This window comes from Bacillus sp. AR8-1 (assembly GCF_008042345.1).
Taxonomy (GTDB): Bacteria; Bacillota; Bacilli; order Bacillales; family Bacillaceae_G; genus Bacillus_A; species Bacillus_A cereus.
In genome coordinates this window covers 41,525-67,078 of record NZ_QNUB01000041.1, presented here as the reverse complement: position 1 = coordinate 67,078, position 25,554 = coordinate 41,525, and the positions used below count along the sequence as shown (strand labels likewise).

Here is a 25,554-nt window from a genome sequence, read left to right as displayed (position 1 = left end):
TCATAAAAGTTTTAAAAGTTGTCTTAAAATTTAAAAGTTATTTTTGTATAATAAATTATAATCAAATGACAGGGGGGATGAATTTTGAAAAAATTCATAATCACTGGATTGTCTGTATTGTTATTAGTAGGTTGCGGTGCTCCACAGGAAAAAGAGGACGCGCAATCAAAACAGGAAGAACAAGTTGTAAACGCAAGTGATGAGAATATGGTTGTATTTCCTGAAGGTGCAATGTCAATTGGAGAAGGGAAAGTAAAAGTTATTACTCCAGATGGTACTTCTGAAAATGGCAATATACCGACTGTATTCATTAAAAAGGATACTTTAATTCAGCAAGTTGAATTAGAACTTTCTAATTTTCAAAGTGATAAAGAAACCTTCATATTTGTAGATCAAATGTATACCGATAGACATCAAGTAACTAGTACAACGCAGACAACAGTACAATTAAAAGAAAAGACGCTTGAAACAGGTAGTCATACGATTACTGCAGTTCAGTATGAAAACAATGACCCGAAAGGAAAGGTTATTAGTTTTAATCAAGCAACATTTGAGACAAAGCCTGCGTCTTAATAAGAATAAAAAGTACATTACTTAAAAAAGTAGTGTGCTTTTTTATTTGGACTAGAGTGTGCAAGAGTGAATAACTTGTTTCGTTTTCTAATACGATTAAATAGGAAGAAATCACTTGCTACTACTATGACAGAGAAAGAGGTTGAAGATGTGAATCGGTGTATTCGTATCGTCTTGATTAGTATAATGATGGCAGTAATTTGGTTTACGATACAAGAGGTGATTCAAATTACGTTTAATTACCAAATTCATGACTTAGTAATAGGAGCTAGTTGTTTTACCATTGTGTATCTATTATATCCCGCATTAATGGGCAGTAAGACCTCGCCTTAAAAATCGGTATATGTGAGGAGATTAGGTGGGAGATCAACTGTCCGATTGGTTTAACTAATAATCATTGGAGATGAACAAACTCTCCAATGATTAAAGTTTCACTTTATGATAAACTCGAATTAAGGTAAGTTTTACAAGAAAAATGTAGGTATTTCATTTGAAATGTCGAATAGTACATACGATGTCGTAATAACAAATTTTCTATTGTTTACTGTGAAACAGAAGAAGGAGAGATAGTAGTTATGAAACGAGCTCTTATTAATATTGATTATACATATGATTTTGTAGCGGAAAAAGGTGCTTTAACTTGCGGAAAACCAGGTCAAGAAATTGAGAAGGAAATTGTACATATAACGACGCAATATATTGAAAATGGAGATTACGTTGTCTTTGCGATTGATAAACATGAAAAAAATGATGTATATCATCCAGAATCAAAATTATTCCCACCCCATAATATAGCTGGTACAAGTGGAAGAGATTTGTTTGGGGAATTACAAGATGTATACGAAACATATAAAAATGCTGAAAATGTATATTACATGGATAAAACACGATATAGTGCATTTGCAGGAACCGACTTAGAAATGAAGTTAAGAGAAAGAGGAATAGAAGAAGTTCATCTTGTAGGTGTTTGTACTGATATTTGTGTTCTTCACACAGCAGTAGACGCTTATAATAAAGGATTTAAAATTGTTGTTTATGAAAAGGCAGTTGCATCTTTTAATGCGCAAGGGCATGAATTTGCACTTGGACATTTTAAATCTTGTTTACATGCAGAAGTGAAATGAAAAAGAGGCCTTTAAAAAGGTCTCTTTTTTGCGTTTAAACTGAGACGACATTTTGTTCAATTAATTTTTTTATGAATGGGCTAATATTTTGTGGTAGCTCATTTGAATTAAAAAATTGTACATGTAATGATTCGACTCCATCAGCTTTTAGCAAGCCACCTGTAATATCTTTGCAAAGGTAAGCGATTGTTATAAGGTAAAATTCATCTCCGTTCGTTAATTTCACAAAAAATTATTTACCTGAAAATACAGTTGCTAGCTGAAGTGTACCAATTTCGATTCCGGTTTCTTCAAGTACTTCTCGTTTTCCAGCTGCTTCTATAGATTCACCAAGTTCTACAAAACCTCCTGGAACGCCCCACATGCCATTTCGCCTTTGTTGTAGTAGTATTTGTCCTTGTTCATTGAAAACAGCTACCGCAACGCCTGCTAAATTAAGCGGTCTTGATCCAACAACGTCTCTTAGTTCTTCAATATATCCCATTGCTTGCAACCTCCGTGAGTAATAATATTTTCAAATGAACTATTCGATATTATGTAAATGTTTTCCTTTTATTTGGATGGGTAGTGTAGTCTTAAAGTAAAGTCATAAAAAAATTCAATTGTCAGCTCCCTTTAGGTTATGAAAAAGGGTATATTTATAGAAGAATGTCTAATGAATTTTAAAAATATAGTAGCTTTGTATAGAACTTTTATTAGTTAAGGAAGTGGATGAATGAGCTTATTAACGTATACTGAAGAATTTTTTAATTATGTAAGGGAGTTTTTACTTTTAAGATTTTTACTATTTGCTTTAGTTTTAATCATTATTTCATTTGTAATAAATCGTATTATTGATTGGTTTTTTAGGAAATCAAGCTTTTTTGATGAAGAGGTAGAGCAGACGATTCAAAGTGTAATTCGATCTATTTTTAGATATATCATTATCATCAGTCTTATCATATATTTAATTAGCCAATTTGTAGATATAAAAAGTATTATTGCAGGTGCAGGGATAGCTGGAGTTGTCATCGGTTTTGCAGCACAACAGATGCTAAAAGATGTTATATTAGGCTTTGCAAGATTAGCGGACAAAGAGTTCCGAGTTGGTGATTTTGTAACTTTTAACGGAACAAATTCAGGAACTATTGAAGAGATTAGTATTCGTTTTATGCAAATACGTGAATGGTCAGGAAAACTACTTACCATCCCGCACGGAGAGATTAGAACGGTACAAAATTTTAATAAAGGATGGATGCGTGTAATTGAACGCATCACGGTAAGTTATCAGGAAGATCCAACAAGAGTGAAGGAATTGTTAGAAGAAGTATGTGTTATATGCAATGAAAAATTGAATCAAACTCTTTATAGAGTAGAGGATGACGCTGTTGAACCATTTAAATACGTCGGTGTTACAGACTTAAATCCTAACTTGAAATATGTTGGCTATGAATTTTGTATTACAGGTTTAATAAAGCCAGAAGATTATTTTGAAACTTCTAGACAAGTAAGATTTGAATTAATGTCTATGTTTCATAAGAATCAAGTGCAAATGCCAGCAGCGAATATGGTTGTTACTACTGAAGGTTTACAGCATATCCATGGTGGACAATCTTTATCGGAAAGCTAAAGTAGAATCGTTTGTTAACAAAAATTCTGATTCCAACATTGGATAGAATAACAATAATAAAATGATTGATATAAAGAAAGGGCTGAAGGGATTCGGTTCTTTTTTTATTTATAGAATTTAGAAATTTCTTAATGTTATAATTGTAGTTGGTGATGAGAATGAACTTTGAAGAAAAAGAGATGCATCGTTTAGAAGCATTAAAAGAAATTGCTGAATTATTAAATGAAGCAACAAACTTACAGGATATGTTAGAAAAAGTGTTGCATACATTGTTACAAGTAATGAATTTACAAACAGGGTGGATATTCTTTATTGATGAAAGTGGAAAGCATAGCATGCTTGTAGACGAAAATTTACCAGAGGCTCTTACGTGGCAAGAGAAGAAGCCGATGTGTGAAGGAAACTGTTGGTGTGTAGAACGTTTTGTGAATGGGAGATTAGAAAAAGCGACTAATATTATTGAATGTAAGCGAATAGAAGATGCAATTGAATGTAATTGGGGAGAGACAGAAGATGTTACACATCATGCGACAATTCCGCTTAGGTCTGGATCAGAAAAATTTGGTCTACTAAATGTGGCTGCGCCTCATAAGACTCATTTTTCAGAGGAAGAGTTAGCATTATTAGAATCAATTGCATTTCAAATTGGAACAACAATACAACGTATTCAGTTAGTTGAGAAAGAACGTAAATATGTAGTGGTAGCGGAAAGAAATCGACTTGCACGTGATTTACATGATTCAGTAAAACAATTGTTATTTTCTATTATGCTAACAGCGAAAGGTACTTTGAATATGACGCAAGATAGAGAATTGCAAGAGATGTTAAGTTATATTGGAGAATTATCACAAGAAGCATTACAAGAGATGACTCTATTAATTTGGCAATTAAGACCTGAAGGATTAGAGAAAGGGTTAGCAGAAGCAATTCAAAATTACGGGAAGTTATTAGGAGTTCAAGTGGAAGTTCGAATTGATGGGATGGTTTCAATTGGGGATGAAATAGAAGAAGTTTTATGGCGTATTAGCCAAGAGGCGCTACATAATTGTAAAAAGCATGCTTCGTGTGAAAAGGTACATGTTCTTTTGAAAATAGAAAATAACCAGTTACATTTTTACATAGAAGATAATGGAATAGGATTTATACAAGAGCAAGTAAGGGAGTCAGCACTTGGCCTGAAAAGTATGAAGGAACGTATTCAGTTAATGAAGGGGTCGTTTCAAATTATAACAGAGCTGAGAAAGGGTACAAAAATAGAAATTCAATTGCCGATTTGAAGGGGAGAATAAGATTGAAGATTAAATTGCTACTAGTTGAGGATCATCATATCGTTCGAAGAGGACTTGTATTCTTTTTGAAAACGAGAGAAGAATTTGAAATTATTGGGGAAGCGGAAAATGGCGAAGAGGCATTACATTTCGTGCAAAAAGAAAGACCGGATGTCGTACTAATGGATGTATCGATGCCGAAAATGGATGGAATTGAGGCAACAAAACGTCTAAAGCAATACGATGAGACGATAAAGGTACTTATATTAAGTAGTTTTTCAGAGCAAGATTATGTTATACCAGCACTTGAAGCTGGAGCAGATGGTTATCAATTAAAAGAAGTACAACCTGAGCAACTTGTCGCTTCTATTATTGCAGTACATCAAGGAAATGCGAATTTTCACCCGAAAGTAACACCTGCATTAATGGGGCGTACCGCAGTAAAGAAGGAAATAGAAAATCCTTTTTCAATGTTAACGAAAAGAGAGCAAGAGGTACTTCGCGAAATTGCGAAAGGAAGAAGCAACAAGGAGATTGCAGCAGAACTTCATATTACAGAACAAACTGTGAAAACACACGTTTCAAACGTTTTAGCTAAATTGGAAGTGGATGATCGTACGCAAGCCGCATTATACGCAGTGAAACATGGGGAGGATTATTCATAAGCATGAATAATTCTGTTATATCGTATGACAGAATACATAGGAGCAATTAAAATTTATAGTAATCCCTAATATAGGTTTTTCTTCTTTCAATAATTAGGTACAATAAAGTTAAACTAATCGGTTTTTACAGGATAAAGCTACGATAGAAGAGGAGGATATGCTATGCCTGGTACAAGGAGTGGGATTGGAAAGATTCAGGCTTCGTTAAATGGTTTATCACCGAAATTGCGAAGTATTGCCGAACATATTTTGAAACATCCACAAGATGTTGTACATAAATCTATTACAGAATTAGCTGAAGTTACGAGTAGTTCCGAAGCGACGATATTCCGCTTATGTAAACACCTTGGTTTGCAAGGTTTTCAAGATTTAAAGATTACATTAGCTCGTGAAATTGTACATACACCGATGCAAAATATTCATGAAGAGGTATCAGCAGAAGATAGTATGGTAACTGTTGCTAAAAAAGTTTTTCATTCGCATATTACAGGACTGCAAGATACTTTACATTTGCTAAATGAAACAGCACTTGAGCAGGCTGTACGAGCTTTGCAAGAAGCAAGGCGAATTGAGTTTTATGGAAATGGTGGCTCTGGTATTATTGCGATGGATGCGTATCATAAGTTTATGAGAACGGGTATTTCTTGTATCGCTCATACTGATTCGCATTTTCAAATTATGGGAGCAGGTTTACTCTCGGAAAATTCAGTTGTTATTGGCATTTCTCATTCTGGTAGCAATAAAGGGTTACTTGAAGCGTTAGAAGTAGCGAAAGCAAGAGGGGCCAAAATTATTGCGATTACGAGCTATAAGAAATCAGCATTAAGTCAGCTTGCTGATATAACGTTATATACATCAACACGTGAGACTGAATTCCGTACAGAAGCAAGTTCATCACGATTAGCACAGTTAAGCTTATTAGATACTTTGTATGTAGGGTTGTCGTTGCAGCGACAAGAAGAAACACTAAAAAATTTACAAAGTATACGTGAAACGATTTCGATGAAGCGAATATAAAAAAGCTCTTCAAATGAAGAGCTTTCAGATTGTAGACAAACTATTTTTGGAGAGTTCAAATGCTAAAAATAGTTTGTCTCGTATTTTATGGATAATTTATCTAATTGTATTTATATGTAGTGCTTTCTATATATAATTTACTATAAGTGAGGAAGGTGTCTTATGAAAATATCCGTTTATGTTGCAAGTGCATTTAGCAAGGATCATAAAGGCGGAAATAAAGCAGGAGTGGTATTTATTGAGAATACAAATACATTGACCACTACTCAAAAAATGACAATAGCGAAACAACTGGGTTATGCGGAAACCGCATTTATATCAGAATCTGAAATTGCTGATTATAAATTTGAGTATTTTACTCCAAAAGAAGAAGTTGATTTATGTGGTCATGCCACAATTGGCTCTTTCGCGATACTGATGCATTTAAATAAAATTTTCAAGAATCGCTATACGATTGAAACGAACAGCGGTGTTCTTACTATTACCATAACAGATGACATTATATTCATGGAACAAAATAAACCGATATTCTATGATTTTGTATCTCCAAATGAGTTCACCGACTGTTTTGACATTAAAGATATAGACAATAAATACCCAATCCAAATTGTCTCCACGGGCTTAAAAGATATTTTAATTCCTATAAAAAGCGAAACACAATTACATGCACTGCAACCTAATTTTGAAAAAATTAAAGAAATCAGCAAGTATTATAATGTTGTTGGGATGCATCTATATACTTTTAATGACAATCGAATTATATGCAGAAATTTTGCTCCACTATACGACATTAATGAAGAAGCAGCGACTGGAACTTCAAACGGTGCATTAGCTTGCTACCTTTATGAACAGCACTATTTGCAAAAAGAAGTCTATGTATTTGAACAAGGTTATTCTTTACACTCGCCTTCCGAAATATTAGTTAAATTAGCAACCAATAGCAAAAATAAAATAGAAAAAGTTTATGTTGGCGGTAAAGGCTATTACTGTGAAACTAAGTGTTTAAATATAGAAAATATTGAGTGAAGAGCTTTTTTATCGATGAGAAGTTTGTTACTTTATTTTCTTTTAGAAATGTATGACTTACTTATAGTCAGTGATAAACTCTCATTTTTAAAAATTTAAAATAAAGACCGATTTGTGTAATAATTCAAATATTGTTCATAATTTCACAAATTGTTTATGAAGTGTCATGTTATGATGAAGATGTAAAGATGATTGAACACTTAAATTTGGTACAATAACTAGCCAAAGTAGTGAGGAAAGTAGTTGTGAGATAAACTCATTAAAACGCTAAAACACTAAAGGGGAGATCACATATGAAAGCAGTAGTGGTTAATAAAAACAGCAAAGCAAACATCGAAGTGATTGAAAAAGAATTACGTCCGTTACGCTCAGGCGAAGCGTTAGTAGATGTAGAGTATTGTGGAGTTTGCCACACTGATTTACACGTTGCGAATCATGATTTTGGTAACACTGATGGCCGTATTCTTGGTCATGAGGGTGTAGGTATTGTTACGAAAATAGCTGATGATGTTAATTCGCTAAAGATAGGTGACCGTGTAAGTATTGCATGGATGTTCCAATCTTGTGGACGTTGTGAATATTGCGTAACTGGTAGAGAAACATTTTGCCGTGAAGTTAAAAACGCAGGTTATTCAGTAGATGGTGGTATGGCTGAACAATGTATCGTTACAGCTGATTATGCGGTAAAAGTACCAGAAGGATTAGATCCTGCTCAAGCATCATCAATTACATGTGCTGGTGTAACTACATATAAAGCTATTAAAGTATCAGATATTAAACCTGGTCAACCTATTGTAATCTATGGCTGCGGTGGATTAGGTAACTTAGCTATCCAATATGCTAAAAATGTATTTGGTGCAAAGGTAATCGCAGTAGACATTAATGACGACAAATTAGCCTTAGCGAAAGAAGTTGGTGCTGATATGACTATCAATCCAATTTCTCAAGGTCCTGCTGATAAAATTGTTCAAGAGGAGCTTGGTGGCGCTTATGCTGCGGTAGTAACAGCAGTCTCTAAAGTAGCCTTTAACTCAGCAGTTGATGCAGTACGTGCTTGCGGTAAAGTAGTTGCAGTAGGGCTACCAGTAGAAACAATGGACTTAAACATCCCGCGACTTGTACTGGATGGAATTGAAGTAGTTGGTTCTCTAGTGGGTACTCGTAAAGATTTGGAAGAGGCGTTTATGTTTGGGGCAGAAGGAAAAGTAGTGCCGGTTGTTCAAACTTGTTCGCTAGATAAAGTACAAAATGTATTCGAAGAAATGGAACAAGGTAGAATTCAAGGGCGTATGGTAATTGATTTTAAAAAACATAATTGTGATTGCAAATAATTCACTTTAAATATAAAAAGCATGAGTCTAGCAAAGGACATGTAAAAAAGTTAAACAGCATAAGAAGATGATCCCTGTATTTAATAGGGATCATCTTCTTTATTTTCTACTAATATCGATGCCAATTAATACTTGATTAATGAGAAATGATTAAAGGTTTACTTTATTTGCAAACGAAAAGGAATCTTTATGTTTAACAAATTTTTTATGATCTGGAACGTTTTGAATTGCTACAATTTGCGAATCTCTTGCTTTCAGTGCATCTTGAATCCCGATGGTCATAAGCTTAATAAATAGAATCGTAATAAAGAATGAAGCGAGAGTATAAAAAATAATCCACCATGAAAGATTCATTTCATTACGATTTAATCCAATAAGACCTGCCCAATCATTAGATAGAGAAACAGGTTTGAGCACTCCGTCATAGAGTTCACGCATTTGTATGCCGCCAATTACAATGTTAAGCAACGCTAAATGGATAACGAGTATGAGTGTTTGGACGATATGTTCCATAAATAATACAAATAAGCGGTCAAGTAATAAGACTCGTAAGTGTTTTTTAATAATATGAAAACGACTAGCCCCCAGTAATTGTGAACTTAAGATGTAATCTTGTTTCATAAATTCATCAACCTCTGAGGATATGTATAAAGAAAGTGTAGGCAGAGCGACGAAAATAAGTACGAGTACTTGATAAAACGTAAATGAAATATTTGGATCTACCCCATCAGCATTTGATGTGATTATAATATTAACGGGCGTGATGAGTATGAATGCGATAAATAGAGTTGGAATATAATAAAAAACTTCTGAGCATGACTGGAAAAATCTCTTGAGTTTTGGAGCATATAAACTTAAGAGGATTCCTATACATGTTCCGCATAAAATTCGAAAGAAGCTAATTGCTACGGCTAATAAAATAGTGAATTTTGCTCCTTCTACAATTTGTAAGAAAACAGACTCTCCAAAACGATCAGATCCAAAAGGTGGAATTAACGATGGCGGAAAGGGGGCCTTTCCAAGTAATTCGTTATTGTCATTGTAAAGTAACTGAGGAGGTTTTGGGATGTTATCTTTAAAGAACCAACTATAAATAAAACTAGCTGAAATAAGTATGAATAGATAAGTAAAGCCGATTAAAAAGCGTTTTGATTTCCAAATAGATTTCATAATGATACTCCTTTCAATTGCTTTTTCCATCTATTCATCATGAATGAGACTATTTGGAAAATGGCATAAAACGGTAAAATAATCATAACAAGTATGATAAATGCAGCGGGAGGTGAAACAAACGCCTTATTAAATAGAAATTGAATAATGCCTTCCATATTAAAAACAAATTCTAAAATGAATAAATTAGAAAGTAAGAAAACAAAAATCGTTTTTAAATGGTGAAAGAAGTGGATAGATATATTTTTGAATAAATGAATGCAGAGTATATAACTTGATGAAAGACCTTTTCCATATGCAACCTCTACGTAATGTTTTCCTTCTTCTTCTTTTATGTATAACACCATCATCCGAAACATTTGTAATGTAGGTAAGACAGCTAATGATAAAATAGGGAGTAAATAAGCTCGATTTTCATTAAAAGAAATAATAGTGACAGGAGATTCCCCGAATTTTTGAAGTACCCATATGAAGAATATTTGCAAACAAATCATCATCATCATATCAGGGACAGCTTCTAATATGAACACAATTCGGTTTATCCATTTTTTTATATAATCTTTCGCTAAAAAATAAAAAAATGCCATGCTAGATGATAGAAAGAGAGCAAGAAAAAAGGCTAAAAATAATATAGTAAATGAATATAGGTAAGGTTCTAAAACAGTTGGAAATAATGGTGTTTTTTTGAAATGGCCAAACTTCGGGTCTGATCCTATAATCACTAATGATTCAGGGGAGAAGACCTGTTTTAACATGGTAACGATCTGATTAAAAAAATAAATTGGTTGAAAGGTAAACCCTTGTTGAGTGATAAATAAATAAGGTAAATTTAATAATAGTAAGAGTGATAAAAGAATTGATGAAAGCTTAATTGTGAATTGAGATATTTTATTTAACATTAAATCCCTCCGACATCTTTTTACAACATTATACAATAAATTCTATATTATTGTTTTATTTTTCTGAAAAATAAAAATACTATTAAATTTTATAGTATGTAAGATATATTTACAAGATAAAAAAGTGATAGCAGGGGGGCCGCGCTCTATGTTTATCAAGATAAAAGGACTAGTGAATCTAAAACAATAAACAAGAGCAAAATGCACAGAATTCTCATTCTGCGGGTAGTTACTTTTCTTGGCTTGATGGTTATGTAACGTGATCCCTAAAAATGAATATTGCTTTTCAACGCTTTTTCATGCAAATGAGTAGAACGTATGGAGGACTATGTATGTGTTGTTAATGAGAGGAAAGAGTGTATTGCGTAAAGAAGATAACGTAATTTTACCGCACGGAAAAGCTAAATTTAGTATATAAGTGAAATGGAATGAGGGGATTTACTTTTTGTTGTGAAAAAAATTTTCTTTTTATAACTTGATAAATGAAAAAATATTTTATATACTAATTCATGTAAACGGTTTACTAAATCGTATTTTGCTAGAAATGAAGGGAAGATTCGCATGGAAACAAGGGGGAGAGTAATCGGGATTGATATCGGTACCACAAGTACAAAAACGGTTGTGTTCACAGAAAAAGGAAAAGTCATTGCATCACATGCAATCGATTACCCAATTATTCAACCGAATGTAGGATGGGCTGAGCAAGATCCTGATGTAATATGTGCCGCTGTATACAAAAGTGTAAGCGTTGCCATTGAAAAAGGTAATGTATTACCAGAAGATATTTCTTCAATCGGTATTAGTACAGCTATGCACGCATTAATTGCAGTAGATGAAAATGGTGCGCCATTAACGCGTTCTATCATTTGGGCAGATAATCGAAGTACGAAGCAATCAGAAAAATTATTACAACAAATGAATGGGCATGAAATTTATAGACGTACAGGTACACCGATTCATCCGATGTCACCACTTTCTAAATTGTTATGGATGAAAGAAGAGGAACCAGAGTTATATACAAGTGCCTATAAATTCATTTCCATTAAAGAGTATGTGATTTACCAATTATTTTCACGCTACGTAGTTGATTATTCGATTGCTTCTGCTACAGGGTTATTTAAATTAGAAACATTAAACTGGGATGAAGATGTTTTGACTATGTTACATATGTCACCAGAACAATTATCAACCCCTGTACCCACTACATATATTTTATCAGGTATGAAGCCAGAATTAGCACAGAAGATGGGGATAAGTGCAGAAACACCAATTGTCATCGGAGCAAGTGATGGGGTTCTTGCAAATGTAGGAGTTGGTGCGATATCACCGGGTGCGGCTGCAATTACGATTGGAACGAGTGGTGCGGTTCGAACAATCTCATCAAATATAAATACAGATGAGAAAGGGAGAACGTTTTGTTACGCATTAACAGATGAGCACTGGGTAATCGGTGGTCCAACGAATAACGGCGGAATATTACTGAGATGGTTACGTGATGAATTTGGTAGTCCAGAGCAAGAAGTAGCAAGAAAGCTCGGCATTGATCCTTATGATTTATTAATTAAATATGCAGAAAGCGTACCAGCTGGAGCGGATGGGCTATTGTTCTTACCTTTCTTATCTGGAGAACGCGCACCTTACTGGAATGCAAACGCTCGTGGTACATTCTTTGGAATCAATCTTCAACATAAACGAGAACATTTTATACGTGCAGTGATGGAAGGTGTTTGTATGAGTGTATATTCAGTAGCACTCGCAATCAGGGATTGTACAGGGCCACTTACTGAAATACGAGTTTCAGGAGGGTTTGCAAAATCTGCATTTTGGAGACAAATGTTGTCCGATATGATGGGAAAAGAATTGCTTGTACCTGAAAGTCATGAAGCATCTGCGCTTGGGGCAGCGGCAGTTGCTTTATATGCTGTAGGAAAAATTGATTCTCTTGAAGAGGTAAAGGATTGGATTGATATTGTCCATCATCATGTACCGAATAAAGAAAATACGGCTATATATTTAGAAATGTTTTATATGTATGAACGACTTTACAATCGCTTGAAAGAAGAATTTGATTGTATAGCTGCTTTCCAACGTAAACAATAGGGGGATTGGGAGAAATGGTAGTTGGGATCGTACTAGCGGCAGTTGTCATACTACTTTTACTTATTACGGTAGTAAAATGGCATCCATTTGTCGCATTAATTTTAACAGCAATTGGTGTAGGTTTAGCAATGGGAATGCCTTTAATTGGAACTTCACCAAAAGATCCAGGGATTATTGATTCTATTAAACTAGGGCTTGGTAATACGTTAGGCTTTTTAGCGATAGTTTTAGCACTAGGAACGATGCTTGGAAAAATGATGGCCGAATCTGGCGGTGCTGAACGTATCGCTAACACATTAATTAATCGTTTTGGGAAGAAACGAGTTCACTGGGCGATGATGTTCGTTGCATTTTTAGTAGGGATTCCGGTATTTTTCCAAGTTGGATTCGTCCTATTAATTCCGTTAGTATTTACAATTGCGTTAGAAACTGGGGTATCACTTATTACAATCGGTATTCCGCTAGTAGCAGGACTGTCAGTCGTACACGGACTTGTCCCACCGCATCCAGCGGCAATGGCGGCAGTGGGTATTTTTAAAGCAGATGTAGGGAAGACAATTTTATATGCGTTAATTGTCGGACTTCCAACTGCAATTATTTCAGGTCCACTTTACGGGAAATGGATTGGTGCTCGTATACATAAGGAAGTACCATTAGATATAGCGGAGCAATTTATTGAAAGAGATAAGAAGAAAGAACTTCCTAGCTTCGGAAATACATTGTTTACTATTTTACTTCCAGTATTTCTTATGCTTGGTGCATCCATTGCTGAAGTAGCGTTACATAAAACGAGTCAACTTGCACAAGTGTTACACTTTATTGGAGATCCAATAGTCGCTTTATTAATTGCAACGATTTATTCTTTCTTTAGCCTTGGTTATGCAAAAGGATTTTCTAAAGATAAAGTATTACAATTTACAAATGATTGCCTTGGGCCAATTGCAAACATACTGTTAGTAATTGGTGCTGGTGGTGCATTTAATAAGGTATTATTAGATTCTGGAATTGGTACTACAATTGCTGAAATGGCGAAAGAATCACATATTTCACCAATATTACTTGGATGGGGAATTGCTGCACTTATCCGAGTTGCGACAGGATCGGCAACTGTTTCTATGATGACAGCAGCTGGTATTGTTGCGCCGATTGCAGCAAGTACACCAGGTGTAAATGTTGAATTATTAGCACTTGCAACAGGTGCAGGGTCATTAATTTTATCACACGTGAATGATTCAGGATTTTGGATGATTAAAGAGTATTTCGGAATGACTGTGAAAGAAACGTTATTAACATGGACTGCAATGGAGACTATATTATCTGTAGTAGCACTTGGGCTAATTTCGATATTAAATATATTTGTATAGAATAGGAGATTGATTAATATGAAACTAGGATTAATTGGATTAGGAAAAATGGGATTCCCATTAGCTGAACACTTACATGAAGACAAGCATGAAGTAGTTGTATACGATGTAAATAAAGAGCTTGTAGAAAAGGCAGGAAAACTAGGAATTACTGCACGTCATACATTAAAAGAAATGATCGCTGAATTAGAAGCTCCTCGTACGATCTGGGTAATGGTGCCTGCAGGAGAAGTTGTAGAGTCAGTATTAAAAGATGTGTATCCGTTATTAGATGAAGGTGATATCGTTATTGAAGGTGGAAATTCATTCTATAAAGATACGTTACGCCGTGCTGAAGAAGCAAAAAGCTTCGGATTACATTATGTAGATATCGGTACATCTGGCGGTGTAGAAGGAGCTAGATACGGTGCTTGTTTAATGGTTGGTGGAGAAAAAGAAATTTACGACCAATTAGAACCTTTATTTAAAGATTTAGCAGTAGAAAATGGCTATTCTTATACTGGCCGCGTTGGTAGTGGTCATTTCTTAAAAATGGTTCATAACGGTATTGAATACGGCATGATGCAAGCAATTGCTGAAGGATTTGAAGTACTAGATAAGAGTGACTTTGATTTCAATTATGAAGATGTTGCAAAAGTATGGGCGAACGGATCAGTAATCCGCGGTTGGTTAATGGACTTAACTGAAAAAGCATTTGCAGATGATCCTAAACTTGATGGCATTAAAGGTGTAATGAACTCTTCAGGAGAAGGGAAATGGACTGTTGAAACTGCGCTTGAGTTACAAGCAGCGGCACCAGTAATCGCGATGTCATTATTTATGCGCTATCGTTCTCAGGAAGATGATACATTCCATGGAAAAGTAGTTTCAGCACTACGTAATCAGTTCGGTGGACATGAAGTTGTAAAAAAATAAGGATGTTTTTGAAAAGAAACTTGTGCATAAGCGCAAGTTTCTTTTTTATAGTTTAAGAAATTACTAATTTAAAAATACCAATCAATCATCGTTTTTTTGTCACAAATGACAGCTTCAACATTCATTGATTGAACAATATATTCTATATTTTCTTCTTTAGCTAATAATAAGGTTGTAAAGGAATCGTATATACTCATAAACGCATACTCATTGTCTTCTCCAGTAATAATTAACTCATTATTGCTAATGTCCCAAATATCTAATGGAGTAGTATTATTTACCTGTAATAATCCGTTTGTATCAAGAATTGGTTCAGAGAAATATAGATTTTTTGCACCTTTAGAACCGAGGAGTTTAAGTAATTTGTGTAATAAAAATATAGACGTATAATCTTCTGTTGGATAATAAAGATCTTTTTTTAAGTTTGAATGTAGCTTTTCAGCTAAATCCTCTCTTTTATATTCTTCTGAAAAGGCACTAATGGAAGTCAACATGGCCATTGCTAGGTCTGCGTATGAATGTAATCCACTACAAGACATCATTTCTTTCCAAGAAACGGATTTCCCATTGTGAATGATTTCTTCAGCGCTAGGATAGATGTGCTCATATGGTCTTTTTCTCACAGACTTTTCCCATCCTAAAGGCATTTGGACAAATGGATGTAGCAATATAGCTGCAGATTTAAAATTACTTGGTAGTTGTTCTAAAATTGGTGATTTGTCATTTAGCCAAATGTAATCCAACAAAATATAACCTCCTCTTATACTTTGAAATGTACGGATTCCCGTATTATGTTTTTTTGTATTGATTGTATCAAATATAAAGCGAAGCATGAAATATGTCCCAACATAAAAGTAAGAATAAATAAAATGAAGTTTTCATAAATAGTAAAAGGGTGCTTATGTCATCAGTATAGCTAAAAAATGTTGTTACATATGAGAAGAGCGTGTTAATAAAATATGAGGTGGTTAAATGGGAAATGAGCAAGTGAAGTCTGTAAAGGAAGAAAAAAAGTTATGTCTTTGTATGATTGTCAAAAATGAGTCTAGAATTATGGAAAGATGTTTAAATGCAACAAAATCAATTGTAGATTATGTTTCTATTTGTGATACTGGATCGACGGATAATACGCCTGAAATTATAGAAAATTGGTGTAAGGAAAATGAGATACCTGGGACAGTTCATCATGAGCCGTTTAAAAACTTTGGTTATAACAGAAGCTTAGCAGTTTCATTAGCGCAAAAAACATATCCAGAAGCGGATTATTTATTAATATTAGATGCGGATATGATTTTAGAGGTTGATCCGAATTTCGATAAAACGAGCTTAACGGAAGATCATTATCTTACATTGCAATATGATGTTCATATTAAATATTGGCTTACACGTCTATTAAAAGCTTCTTTACCATGGAAATCTGTCGGTGTTACTCATGAGTATTGGGATATAGATCGCTCAAAAGTTGGAGCGAATTACAATACGAGGGTAGATCGGTTAGAGACTCTTGTCGTGAATGATCCCGGAGATGGCGGGAGTAAAGCTGATAAATTTGAAAGAGATGAGAGGTTGTTGTTACAAGGAATAAACGACCCAGAAACAACGCCAGATTTGCATATAAGATATTTATTTTATTTAGCCCAAACTTATTTTCATTTAAGTCAATTTGAAGATTCGATTAAATGGTATAAAAAACGAGTGGAAGCAGGGGGTTGGGTTGAAGAGGTATTCTATTCGTTATTGCGAATAGGGTTTTGTTATGAGCAGTTAGCAAATCGTTCAGCAAATAAACAAAATGAAGTGACAGATGCTGATGAAAAAGAAACTGTTAAAGGGCAAGAAGAGAAATATTTAGCATTAGCTGTTTTTTATTTTCAAAAAGCGTGGGAATATAGACCAACTCGGGCTGAACCATTATACCAACTTGCAAGGTTGTATCGATTACGATCTCAAAACAATATTGCTTTGATGTATGCTCTGCAAGGGAAGGAAATTCCTTTTCCAAAGGATGATCTTTTATTTGTAGATTATCATGTGTATGATTACTTATTTGACTATGAAATTTCTATTAGTGCTTTCTATATACCTCATAAAAAACATTTAGGGGCCGTGTCGCAAAAGTATTTGGAATCGATTAAAGAAGAGATTCCATTTCATATAGCAAATGTAGTAGAGAATAATGCGAAATTTTATTAAATACATTTTCGGTTAAAGGAGTAGTGGAGTAATCATGGAATTAATGCGATGGGCGATTGAACTAGGAGAATCGGTGCATGGAAATACGTATGAAGAATTGATGCCACTACTAGACTATTATTATGACCGTGATCATTTAAAAGCGTATTGTATCGCAAATCTTCTTTTAAACATGGATGTATTAGATGAACATCGTGAAAGAATCGAATTAAGAAGATGCATCGCTGCTTATTATGCTGGATTATATAAAGTAGCAAGAAAACATGCAAATGAGTTAGTGCTTAAACATCCGGATGTAGATTTATATAAAAATAATTTAAAATTAATGGAAGCTTATTTGAATAAAGAATATGATTATTGTCTTTTTATATGCCCAAAGACATACGGTAGTTTCATAGATGTTGCGCGAGCTTTAAAGTGGCGGTTGGAGCAGGAGGGAAATACAGTAATTATATCAGAAACAATACTAGAAAATGTAAAGAATACAGTTGTTTTTGGAGCACATACATACGCATATAACCCGAATCTTCTTCCGAAAGATGCAATTATTTATAATTTAGAACAGCTATACGAAGGAAGTCCATATGCGCACCCCCTTTATTTAATATTATTAAAAGATAGAGTGATTTGGGATTATAGTAAACAAAATATAGAATGGCTAAAACAAAAAGGGGTAGGAAAAGAAATAAAACATGTAAAAATGAACTATGCTCCAACTTTGGAAATAAAAAAAGATGCATTTGAAGATGACATTACTGAAGATATTGATATTCTGTTTATAGGTGCTCTTAATCCGAGGCGGCAAGCTATTTTTGATCATCTAAAAGCGATTGCCCCAAATTTAAATATAGTTTTTAAAAATAATGCGTGGGGAATTGTTAGAAATGAATTGATTGCTAGAGCTAAAATTATATTAAATATTCATTTTTACTTATCAGGAATTCTTGAAACACCTCGCGTGTCTTATGCAGTCGCAAATAAGAAATTTATTATTTCCGAAAATAGTAATCCAGAAGATGAGGTAGAGTGGCCGGGAATTGTATTTACTCCGTACGAAAAAATAATTGAAAACGTAATGAAATATATAGAATTACCAGAAGAACGGAAAAAATTAGCGGGAAAAGCATATAATCATTTTGAAGCAAATGAAAGTTTAGGTACATTGAGTCTGAGAGATGAAACGAAGTAATTGTGCGAAACTCATACGAAAGTATGAGTTCTTTTTTGTTTATCATACTATTTTATGAAACAAGTTAACTCTTTATATTGTGTTTTGTATAGAAATTTCTGATAATATATAAGTAGAACTTGAAAACAAAGGGGAGAAATAATCATGAAACTAGTCGTTATTAACGGTACACCAAGAAAATTTGGTAGAACTCGCGTGGTGGCAAAATATATTGCGGATCAATTTGAAGGGGAATTATATGATTTAGCAATTGAGGAGTTACCTTTATACAATGGAGAAGAGTCACAACGTGATTTAGAGGCAGTAAAAAAATTGAAAACGTTAGTGAAAGCTGCGGATGGGGTTGTATTATGTACACCAGAATATCATAATGCGATGAGCGGTGCGCTGAAAAACTCTTTAGATTACTTAAGTAGTAGTGAATTTATTCATAAACCAGTTGCGTTGTTAGCGGTTGCTGGTGGCGGTAAAGGTGGAATAAATGCATTAAACAGCATGCGAACGGTCGCTAGAGGTGTTTATGCAAATGCCATTCCAAAACAAGTTGTGCTTGATGGATTACATGTGCAAGATGGTGAACTTGGGGAAGATGCCAAACCATTAATTCATGATGTAGTTAAAGAATTAAAAGCATATATGAGCGTATATAAAGAGGTGAAAAAGCAACTAGGAGTGGAGTGATATGTCCTCACTTTATCATGATTCTCGATTGTATTACATTCTAGGGGCCAATAGTCTATCTGCTATTGGTTCCGGAATTGTTATGATAACGATTCCGTGGCTGTTAATTAAAGAGAGTGGAGGAGAGACAACGTTTGGTTATGTTTCTATCATTGCAACCCTCATTATGTTTTTATTAACACCATTCATTGGGCAAAGTATTGATCGTTTTTCAAGAAAATCTTTATTGCTATGTAACGAAGGAATCGGAATTGCCGTAATTGGAATAATGGTTATATGGGGATTTGCTGGGCAACCTTATCATTCTATTCACTATATTCTTATTTATATAGCCGGATCATTCTACTATTTATTATTTTATCCTACAATATTTGCGTTCAACCAAGAGATATTTCAAGCGGAACATTATAAAAGTTTAAGTGGAACGATGGAAATACAAGGACAGTTAACACAAGTTATTTCTGGAGCGGCCGCGAGCTTCTTAATTGAAATTGTATCTTTGAAGTGGATTTTGTTAGTAGACATGTTAACTTTTGCTGGAGCATTTTTTCTTTTCTTATGTATACCGTACGTAAAGAAAAAAGAAGTGAAAAGAAAAATAACATTTAAGAAGCAATTGTTTGAAGGAATTCACTTTATGAAAAAACGTCCTAAGCTCTTTTGGTTCTTACTGGCTACTTATATGCCGTTTATAGGTGTCATGATGGCAAATTATTTAATACCCGTGTATATTTCGGATATACTCAAAGCCAATGCCTCTGTATACGCAGTAGAGGGCACGATGTACGGTGTCGGAGCGGTTGTTGCAGGAATTTGTATTCCACTCATAATGAAATATGTCAAAACAGAAGTTTCAATCGTTATGACGATGTTCATTTATGTAATTTCAATTACCGCAATGAGTATTGAACCTTCCGTAATGTTGTTATATGGACTAGCGATTTTTCATGCAATTGGAAATGCGGGGACAAGAGTGGCGAGAAATGTATTGATGATGGAGGAAATTCCAAATGAAGTAATGGGACGTGTAGACAGCTTATTTCGCCTAATTGGTACTGGAATACGAATTTTATTATTAATGTTGTTTACAGCGGGTGTATCTAAAGTGGGAGTCATGCTGCCGTTTTACGTACTAAGCTGCATATTGATCTTCTCATTAGGAATCGCTATTTATTATGTACTATCACAACGTAAAGTAGCGGCGCATGTTTCTAATAAATCAATCGTTTGAAAAAACACTTCTGCCTCCCTTTCTTTTTCTATATAATAACAAGAAAGGGAGTGAATACTTATTTATGAACAAATGGATCTTTCTTATAATTTTATTATTACCGCCACTATACATCATTTATATGACGTTTCGAATGAACAAAGTTGCTCGTGAAAAGTTGAGCTATCACTCTCCGTACGTTCTTATACTGGGTGCAAAGTTATTTGGAGATAGACCGTCTTTATCTCTTCAAAATCGTTTGGATGTAGCGTTGGAGTATTTATTTTCCCATCCTGAAGCGAAAGTAATTGTTTCAGGTGGTCAAGGAGAAGATGAAGATATACCGGAAGCTCATAGCATGAGAAATTATTTAATGGTACACGGTATAGATGAGAGTCGTATTTTAATAGAAGATCAATCTACAAATACGTATGAAAACTTAAAATTTAGTATGGATTTATATAATGTGAAACATGCGGTAGTTGTAAGTAATACATATCATTTATATCGAACGAAAATAATTGCAAAGCGTTTAGGCATGAAGATGGAGGCGCTAGCTGCTGAAACACCAATTCGTTCTAAGAGAAAAATGTATGTTCGCGAATATGCTGCTATTATGAAAACAATATTGTTCGACCGTTAGAGCTCAAATGCGAGCTCTTTTTTAATTTAAAAGCGTATCATTTGAAATGAATGCCATATTCCATCAAAATAAAGGAAACAACAGTAAAGGAGTTGTGTTTGTGATTCAATTTAATCATGTGTCAAAATCGTATGAAGATGGCACGAAAGCAGTGGATTCATTGCATTTAGAAATTAAAAAGGGAGAATTTTTCGTTCTCATCGGTCCGAGTGGTTGCGGGAAAACAACGACAATGAAGATGATTAATCGTTTAATCGAAACGACTGAAGGATCGATTTTAATCGATGGAAAAGATATTCAACAATATAATATAAACGAATTACGTTGGGATATAGGATACGTGTTGCAGCAAATCGCTTTGTTTCCTCATATGACAATCGCTGAAAATATTGCAGTTGTTCCTGAAATGAGGCAATGGAGCAAAAAGGAAATAAAAGCACGCGTCGATGACTTGTTACATATGGTTGGATTAGATCCGGATATATATCGAGATCGTATGCCTGATGAATTGTCAGGAGGACAAAAACAACGTGTCGGTGTCGTGCGAGCATTAGCCGCAAACCCGAAAATCGTTCTTATGGATGAACCATTTAGTGCGTTAGATCCATTAAGTAGGGAACAGCTTCAGAAGGATATTGTACAGTTGCAAAAAAAGATTCAAAAAACAATCGTGTTCGTAACACATGATATGCAAGAAGCATTATCACTTGGAGATCGCATTTGTATTATGAAAGAAGGAAAAGTTGTTCAACTAGATACACCAGAAGGAATTATACATAATCCGAAAAATGAATTTGTAGAGGAGTTCATTGGAAATCGTGGACGAACTTGGTATGAGGAGAAAAGTGTAGCAGATGTATTGCCGCTTGATCAAAGTGTGCAATTAGAAGGGCAGGCACTATCATTACATTCTTCTTTACAAGAGCGTTAGTTCGTGTGCGTGATGAGGAAATCGTTCCAGTTGAAGAAAACGGTCAATATATTGGAGCGTTAACAAGTCGTCATATCGTCAATTATATTGTTGAACAAATGAAGGAAAGAGGCTAAACAGTGACTAATTTTATACAAACGTTCCAAGAACGAAAAATAGAATTACTAACTGCATTAAGTGAGCATTTACAAATATCGCTTATTTCATTATTTTTTGCAGTAATTATAGCGGTGCCACTTGGCATTTTATTAACAAGAAAAGAACGAATGGCTGAATTTATAATAGGAACTTCTGCAGTAATGCAGACAGTGCCATCACTTGCATTACTCGGACTATTAATTCCGTTAGTAGGAATCGGAAAACTTCCAGCGATTATTGCATTAGTTGTGTATGCACTATTACCTATTTTACGAAATACATATACAGGAATAAGGGAATTAGATGAATCACTAATAGAAGCCGCGAGAGCTATGGGGATGAATAGTTGGAGAAGGCTGTGGAAGGTAGAGCTTCCTCTTGCATTGCCTATCATTATGGCCGGTATTCGTACAGCGATGGTATTAATTGTTGGAACGGCTACATTAGCAGCTCTCATTGGTGCTGGTGGGCTCGGTAAGCTTATCTTATTAGGCATAGATCGAAATGATCATGCACTTATCATTTTAGGGGCCGTACCAGCCGCGTTACTCGCTTTATTCTTTGATATAGTACTTCGCATACTTGAACGACCGAAACGCTCTTCTAAGCGTGTTATATTGACGATATGTATAGTTGTAGTAATGATTGCTTCTCCATTTCTTTGGAGTACAGAAAAGAAAGATATTGTTATTGCGGGCAAACTTGGATCAGAACCTGAAATTTTAATTCAAATGTATAAGCAGCTTATTGAACAAGATACCGATTTAAACGTACAATTAAAACCAGGTCTTGGAAAAACAGCATTTGTATTTGAAGCGTTGAAATCCGGGGAAGTAGATATATACCCAGAATTTTCAGGAACAGCTTTATCTACTTTCGTGAAAGAAGAACCAAAGAGCACAAATCGTGATGAAGTATATGATCAGGCTCGCATTGGAATGGAAAAGAAATATAATATGGTTATGTTGAAGCCAATGGAGTATAACAATACATATGCACTAGCCATGCCGAAAAAAATAGCAGATCAAAAGAATATAAATACAATTTCTGATTTAGGGAATGTTGCGCAGGAAGCCAAAGTAGGGTTTACATTGGAATTTGCTGATCGTGAAGATGGTTATAAAGGAATGCAAAAATTATATAACTATAAGTTCTCGAATGTTAAAACGATGGAGCCGAAGCTGCGTTATAGCGCAATTCAATCTGGAGATGTTAACGTAATTGATGCATATTCAACAGATAGTGAATTGGAGCAATACGGACTGAAAGTGCTAAAAGATGATAAAGGGTTATTCCCACCTTATCAAGGGGCACCATTATTAAGAAAAGAAACGTTACAGAAATATCCTGAACTTGAAAAGGTATTAAATAAATTATCTGGAAAGATTACAGATGAAGAAATGCGAAAAATGAATTATGAAGTTAACGTAAATGGTAAAAGTAGTGAAGAAGTCGCAAAACAATTTTTAGAAAAAGAGAATTTACTTCGTTAAATTTACAAGAAATATACAAATTTATATGTTTGAAATGACCGTTCATTACAAAATGAGCGGTTTTTTTGTGCATACTTATACATTTTTTCAAAAAAGTATTCCATTTTTGTTCATTTTCTTTTAGAATAAGTAATGTTTTCCTGAAAAAATATAAGAGAAACGTCTATTAGAGAAAAAGGTGACTTTAATAGTTGAACGAACATAACACCTAGAATGACAGATGGGGTGGTACAAATAGAAAAGAAGTTAGGATTTTTTCCGTTAATCGCATTAGTAGTTGGAACAATGGTTGGTGGAGGTGTTTTTAGTTTACCGCATGATTTAGCAGTAGGAGCAAACAGTGGTGCAATAATAATTGGCTGGTGTATTACAGCGATGGGAATGATTCCACTTGCGCTCGTATATCAAACGTTAGCAAGACAAAAACCGGAACTTGAAGGTGGAATTTATAGTTATGCACGTGCTGGTTTCGGTGAATATATTGGATTTAATAGTGCTTGGGGATATTGGCTAGCAGGAATCTTAGGTAATGTCGCAACAATTATGTTACTGTTTAGTACATTAGGTTATTTCTTTCCAATTTTCAAAGGAGGAAATAATGTTGCATCTATCGTTGGGGCATCACTTTTATTATGGACACTTCATTTTCTAATTTTATTTGGAATCCGTGAAGCTTCTATTATGAATGTTATCGCAACAATAGGGAAGTTAGTTCCAATCGTTTTATTTATTGTTGTAATGGTAACAGCCTTTCGCTGGGACACATTTACACATGATTTTTGGGGAGAAGGAACCTTCTCACTTTCCGCTATACTTGGTCAAGTGAAAAATACAATGCTTGTAACACTTTGGGTTTTCATTGGAGTTGAAGGAGCGGTTGTATTATCCGGAAGAGCGAAGAATAGCCGAGATGTTGGTAAGGCAACAGTAATGGGACTTATTTTAGTAATGTCCATATATATTTTAATTTCTGTTCTGTCAATGGGAGCGATGACAAGAAGCGAACTTTCTGTGCTAGAAACTCCGTCAATGGGACATGTATTAGAGCATGTTGTTGGTCCATGGGGTGCAGTTGCGATTAACATTGGGTTAGTTGCTTCACTTGTCGGTACATTAATTGGCTGGTTTTTACTTGTTTCTGAAATTTCTCATGTAGCCGGAAAAGATGGCGTATTTCCGAAAGTCTTTACGAAAACAAATAAAAAGCAAACACCGCACATGGCATTATGGATTTCAAATGGTGTTGCCCAAATTATATTTATCATCGTTCTGTTTTCAGAATCAACATATCAAATTATGTATTTCATTGCATCAACATCAATTTTATTACCATATTTATTATCAGCGTTATTCCAATTTAAATTAGTCATTACAAACGAGCTAAAAGACGCTAAATTAAAAAATGGAGCGTTAGCTTTAATTGCTTCTATTTACTCTGTATGGCTTCTTTATGCAGCTGGTTTAAAGAATTTACTACTAGTTTCAATTGTGTATGGAATTGGAATTATTGTTTACACGTTTGCAAGAAAAGAACAAGGGAACCGTTGCTTTGCAGGTGCAGAGAAATATGTGATGTGGGCAATTATTATTGCGGCTATCACATCACTGTATATGTTATTAACTGGAAATATAAAAATGTAAAAAGTCCTTTTCATTTAAAGGGCTTTTTTCTTTGTTTAGAGAATATTTACTACATAAGATATTCAGGAGGGATGAGAATGGAAGAAAAAGAACAGCTGTCTAGAATAATTGATTTAGCTAGTGAGTTAAGGAAAGTATTAGTGCAAGAATCTTTTTTTAATCATCATCCTGAGCTGAGAGGAGTCATTGAGAATTTAGCAAGTTCTGTTGAAAATTTGGCGGAATTGCAAAAAAGTAAAGATGAAAATGCTGAAGATCGATTACGTTACGTACTTGCTAAAATGAAAATTGCTCATAATGCAATTTTACAAGAGAAAAAAGCATTTCCTTCTCATTAATATACGTTTTAATTTTGAACCTGGCGGATAACGTCA

23 protein-coding genes and 2 pseudogenes are annotated in these 25,554 nt (G+C 34.5%); 21 read left to right on the top strand and 4 right to left on the bottom strand.

What is annotated here, in order from left to right; translation table 11 throughout:
- Positions 1-84 precede the first annotated feature (84 nt).
- From DN400_RS23415 to DN400_RS23405, 3 genes are all read left to right on the top strand, one after another.
- Positions 85-573 (top strand): putative periplasmic lipoprotein, encoded by a 489-nt coding sequence (locus DN400_RS23415; protein WP_000713495.1) that lies wholly within the window; start codon positions 85-87, stop codon positions 571-573.
- Positions 574-699: 126 nt separating this feature from the next.
- Positions 700-906: a hypothetical protein gene (locus DN400_RS23410; RefSeq protein WP_015406474.1), complete on the top strand. Its 207-nt coding sequence runs from the start codon at positions 700-702 to the stop codon at positions 904-906.
- A gap of 242 nt (positions 907-1,148) precedes the next feature.
- Positions 1,149-1,697, top strand: coding sequence for a cysteine hydrolase family protein (locus DN400_RS23405; RefSeq protein WP_000816771.1), 549 nt, complete (start codon positions 1,149-1,151; stop codon positions 1,695-1,697).
- Between the two features lie 34 nt (positions 1,698-1,731).
- On the opposite strand, the pseudogene DN400_RS23400 reads toward DN400_RS23405, so the two are convergent.
- Positions 1,732-2,181 (bottom strand): annotated as a pseudogene (locus DN400_RS23400) (NUDIX hydrolase).
- Between the two features lie 231 nt (positions 2,182-2,412).
- On the opposite strand from DN400_RS23400, the gene DN400_RS23395 reads away from it, so the two are divergent.
- The 6 genes from DN400_RS23395 (at position 2,413) to adhP (ending at position 8,613) form a co-directional block, all read left to right on the top strand.
- Positions 2,413-3,306, top strand: a complete 894-nt coding sequence (locus DN400_RS23395) for a mechanosensitive ion channel family protein (protein WP_000055443.1) — start codon at positions 2,413-2,415, stop codon at positions 3,304-3,306.
- A 158-nt stretch (positions 3,307-3,464) separates the two neighbouring features.
- Complete coding sequence (casK, locus tag DN400_RS23390; RefSeq protein WP_001008460.1) at positions 3,465-4,583, top strand: two-component system sensor histidine kinase CasK; 1,119 nt, start codon at positions 3,465-3,467, stop codon at positions 4,581-4,583.
- A 14-nt stretch (positions 4,584-4,597) separates the two neighbouring features.
- Complete coding sequence (gene casR, locus DN400_RS23385) at positions 4,598-5,239, top strand: two-component system response regulator CasR (RefSeq protein WP_000694630.1); 642 nt, start codon at positions 4,598-4,600, stop codon at positions 5,237-5,239.
- A 162-nt stretch (positions 5,240-5,401) separates the two neighbouring features.
- Positions 5,402-6,256 carry a MurR/RpiR family transcriptional regulator gene (locus DN400_RS23380; RefSeq protein ID WP_001119651.1) on the top strand — a complete coding sequence of 285 codons (855 nt, stop codon included), beginning with the start codon at positions 5,402-5,404 and terminating at the stop codon, positions 6,254-6,256.
- 162 nt (positions 6,257-6,418) lie between these two features.
- Positions 6,419-7,282, top strand: coding sequence for a PhzF family phenazine biosynthesis protein (locus DN400_RS23375; protein WP_000704324.1), 864 nt, complete (start codon positions 6,419-6,421; stop codon positions 7,280-7,282).
- Between the two features lie 293 nt (positions 7,283-7,575).
- Positions 7,576-8,613 carry an alcohol dehydrogenase AdhP gene (gene adhP / locus DN400_RS23370; protein ID WP_000649129.1) on the top strand — a complete coding sequence of 346 codons (1,038 nt, stop codon included), beginning with the start codon at positions 7,576-7,578 and terminating at the stop codon, positions 8,611-8,613.
- A 150-nt stretch (positions 8,614-8,763) separates the two neighbouring features.
- Here the strand turns inward: adhP and DN400_RS23365 are convergent, their stop codons facing one another.
- Both DN400_RS23365 and DN400_RS23360 read right to left on the bottom strand, forming a co-directional pair.
- The gene (locus tag DN400_RS23365; RefSeq protein WP_000836572.1) at positions 8,764-9,783 is read right to left on the bottom strand and encodes an ABC transporter permease; all 1,020 of its coding nucleotides are present in this window, start codon (positions 9,781-9,783) and stop codon (positions 8,764-8,766) included.
- Positions 9,780-10,682, bottom strand: a complete 903-nt coding sequence (locus DN400_RS23360; protein ID WP_000932680.1) for an ABC transporter permease subunit — start codon at positions 10,680-10,682, stop codon at positions 9,780-9,782. The genes DN400_RS23365 and DN400_RS23360 overlap by 4 nt, the downstream gene beginning before the upstream one ends.
- 561 nt (positions 10,683-11,243) lie before the next feature.
- On the opposite strand from DN400_RS23360, the gene gntK reads away from it, so the two are divergent.
- Genes gntK through gnd form a run of 3 tightly spaced genes read left to right on the top strand, consistent with a single transcriptional unit; the run spans position 11,244 to position 15,061 of the window.
- On the top strand, positions 11,244-12,782 hold the full coding sequence (gene gntK, locus DN400_RS23355) for a gluconokinase (RefSeq protein WP_000449995.1): 1,539 nt from the start codon (positions 11,244-11,246) through the stop codon (positions 12,780-12,782).
- Between the two features lie 14 nt (positions 12,783-12,796).
- Positions 12,797-14,146 carry a GntP family permease gene (locus tag DN400_RS23350; protein WP_000260205.1) on the top strand — a complete coding sequence of 450 codons (1,350 nt, stop codon included), beginning with the start codon at positions 12,797-12,799 and terminating at the stop codon, positions 14,144-14,146.
- Between the two features lie 18 nt (positions 14,147-14,164).
- Positions 14,165-15,061, top strand: a complete 897-nt coding sequence (gnd, locus tag DN400_RS23345) for a phosphogluconate dehydrogenase (NAD(+)-dependent, decarboxylating) (RefSeq protein ID WP_147801956.1) — start codon at positions 14,165-14,167, stop codon at positions 15,059-15,061.
- A gap of 68 nt (positions 15,062-15,129) precedes the next feature.
- Here gnd and DN400_RS23340 read toward each other — a convergent pair whose 3' ends face one another.
- The gene (locus DN400_RS23340; RefSeq protein WP_061660140.1) at positions 15,130-15,894 is read right to left on the bottom strand and encodes a DUF2711 domain-containing protein; all 765 of its coding nucleotides are present in this window, start codon (positions 15,892-15,894) and stop codon (positions 15,130-15,132) included.
- Between the two features lie 139 nt (positions 15,895-16,033).
- On the opposite strand from DN400_RS23340, the gene DN400_RS23335 reads away from it, so the two are divergent.
- The 9 genes and pseudogenes from DN400_RS23335 (at position 16,034) to DN400_RS23295 (ending at position 25,518) form a co-directional block, all read left to right on the top strand.
- A complete protein-coding gene (locus tag DN400_RS23335; protein ID WP_065228786.1) occupies positions 16,034-17,254 on the top strand; it encodes a glycosyltransferase in 1,221 nt (406 codons plus the stop codon).
- A 34-nt stretch (positions 17,255-17,288) separates the two neighbouring features.
- A complete protein-coding gene (locus DN400_RS23330; protein WP_000422334.1) occupies positions 17,289-18,443 on the top strand; it encodes a CgeB family protein in 1,155 nt (384 codons plus the stop codon).
- 144 nt (positions 18,444-18,587) lie between these two features.
- Positions 18,588-19,124: an NADPH-dependent FMN reductase gene (locus DN400_RS23325; protein WP_000780355.1), complete on the top strand. Its 537-nt coding sequence runs from the start codon at positions 18,588-18,590 to the stop codon at positions 19,122-19,124.
- A gap of 1 nt (position 19,125) precedes the next feature.
- Positions 19,126-20,355, top strand: a complete 1,230-nt coding sequence (locus tag DN400_RS23320) for an MFS transporter (protein WP_000097170.1) — start codon at positions 19,126-19,128, stop codon at positions 20,353-20,355.
- 64 nt (positions 20,356-20,419) lie between these two features.
- Positions 20,420-20,977, top strand: a complete 558-nt coding sequence (locus tag DN400_RS23315; protein WP_001045713.1) for a YdcF family protein — start codon at positions 20,420-20,422, stop codon at positions 20,975-20,977.
- A 100-nt stretch (positions 20,978-21,077) separates the two neighbouring features.
- A pseudogene (locus DN400_RS23310) lies at positions 21,078-22,024 on the top strand (ABC transporter ATP-binding protein).
- Positions 22,025-22,027: 3 nt separating this feature from the next.
- Positions 22,028-23,539 carry an ABC transporter permease/substrate-binding protein gene (locus tag DN400_RS23305; protein WP_000181022.1) on the top strand — a complete coding sequence of 504 codons (1,512 nt, stop codon included), beginning with the start codon at positions 22,028-22,030 and terminating at the stop codon, positions 23,537-23,539.
- Between the two features lie 213 nt (positions 23,540-23,752).
- On the top strand, positions 23,753-25,180 hold the full coding sequence (locus tag DN400_RS23300) for a basic amino acid/polyamine antiporter (protein WP_000129441.1): 1,428 nt from the start codon (positions 23,753-23,755) through the stop codon (positions 25,178-25,180).
- 77 nt (positions 25,181-25,257) lie between these two features.
- Positions 25,258-25,518 carry a hypothetical protein gene (locus DN400_RS23295; RefSeq protein WP_000391447.1) on the top strand — a complete coding sequence of 87 codons (261 nt, stop codon included), beginning with the start codon at positions 25,258-25,260 and terminating at the stop codon, positions 25,516-25,518.
- Positions 25,519-25,554: the final 36 nt, after the last annotated feature.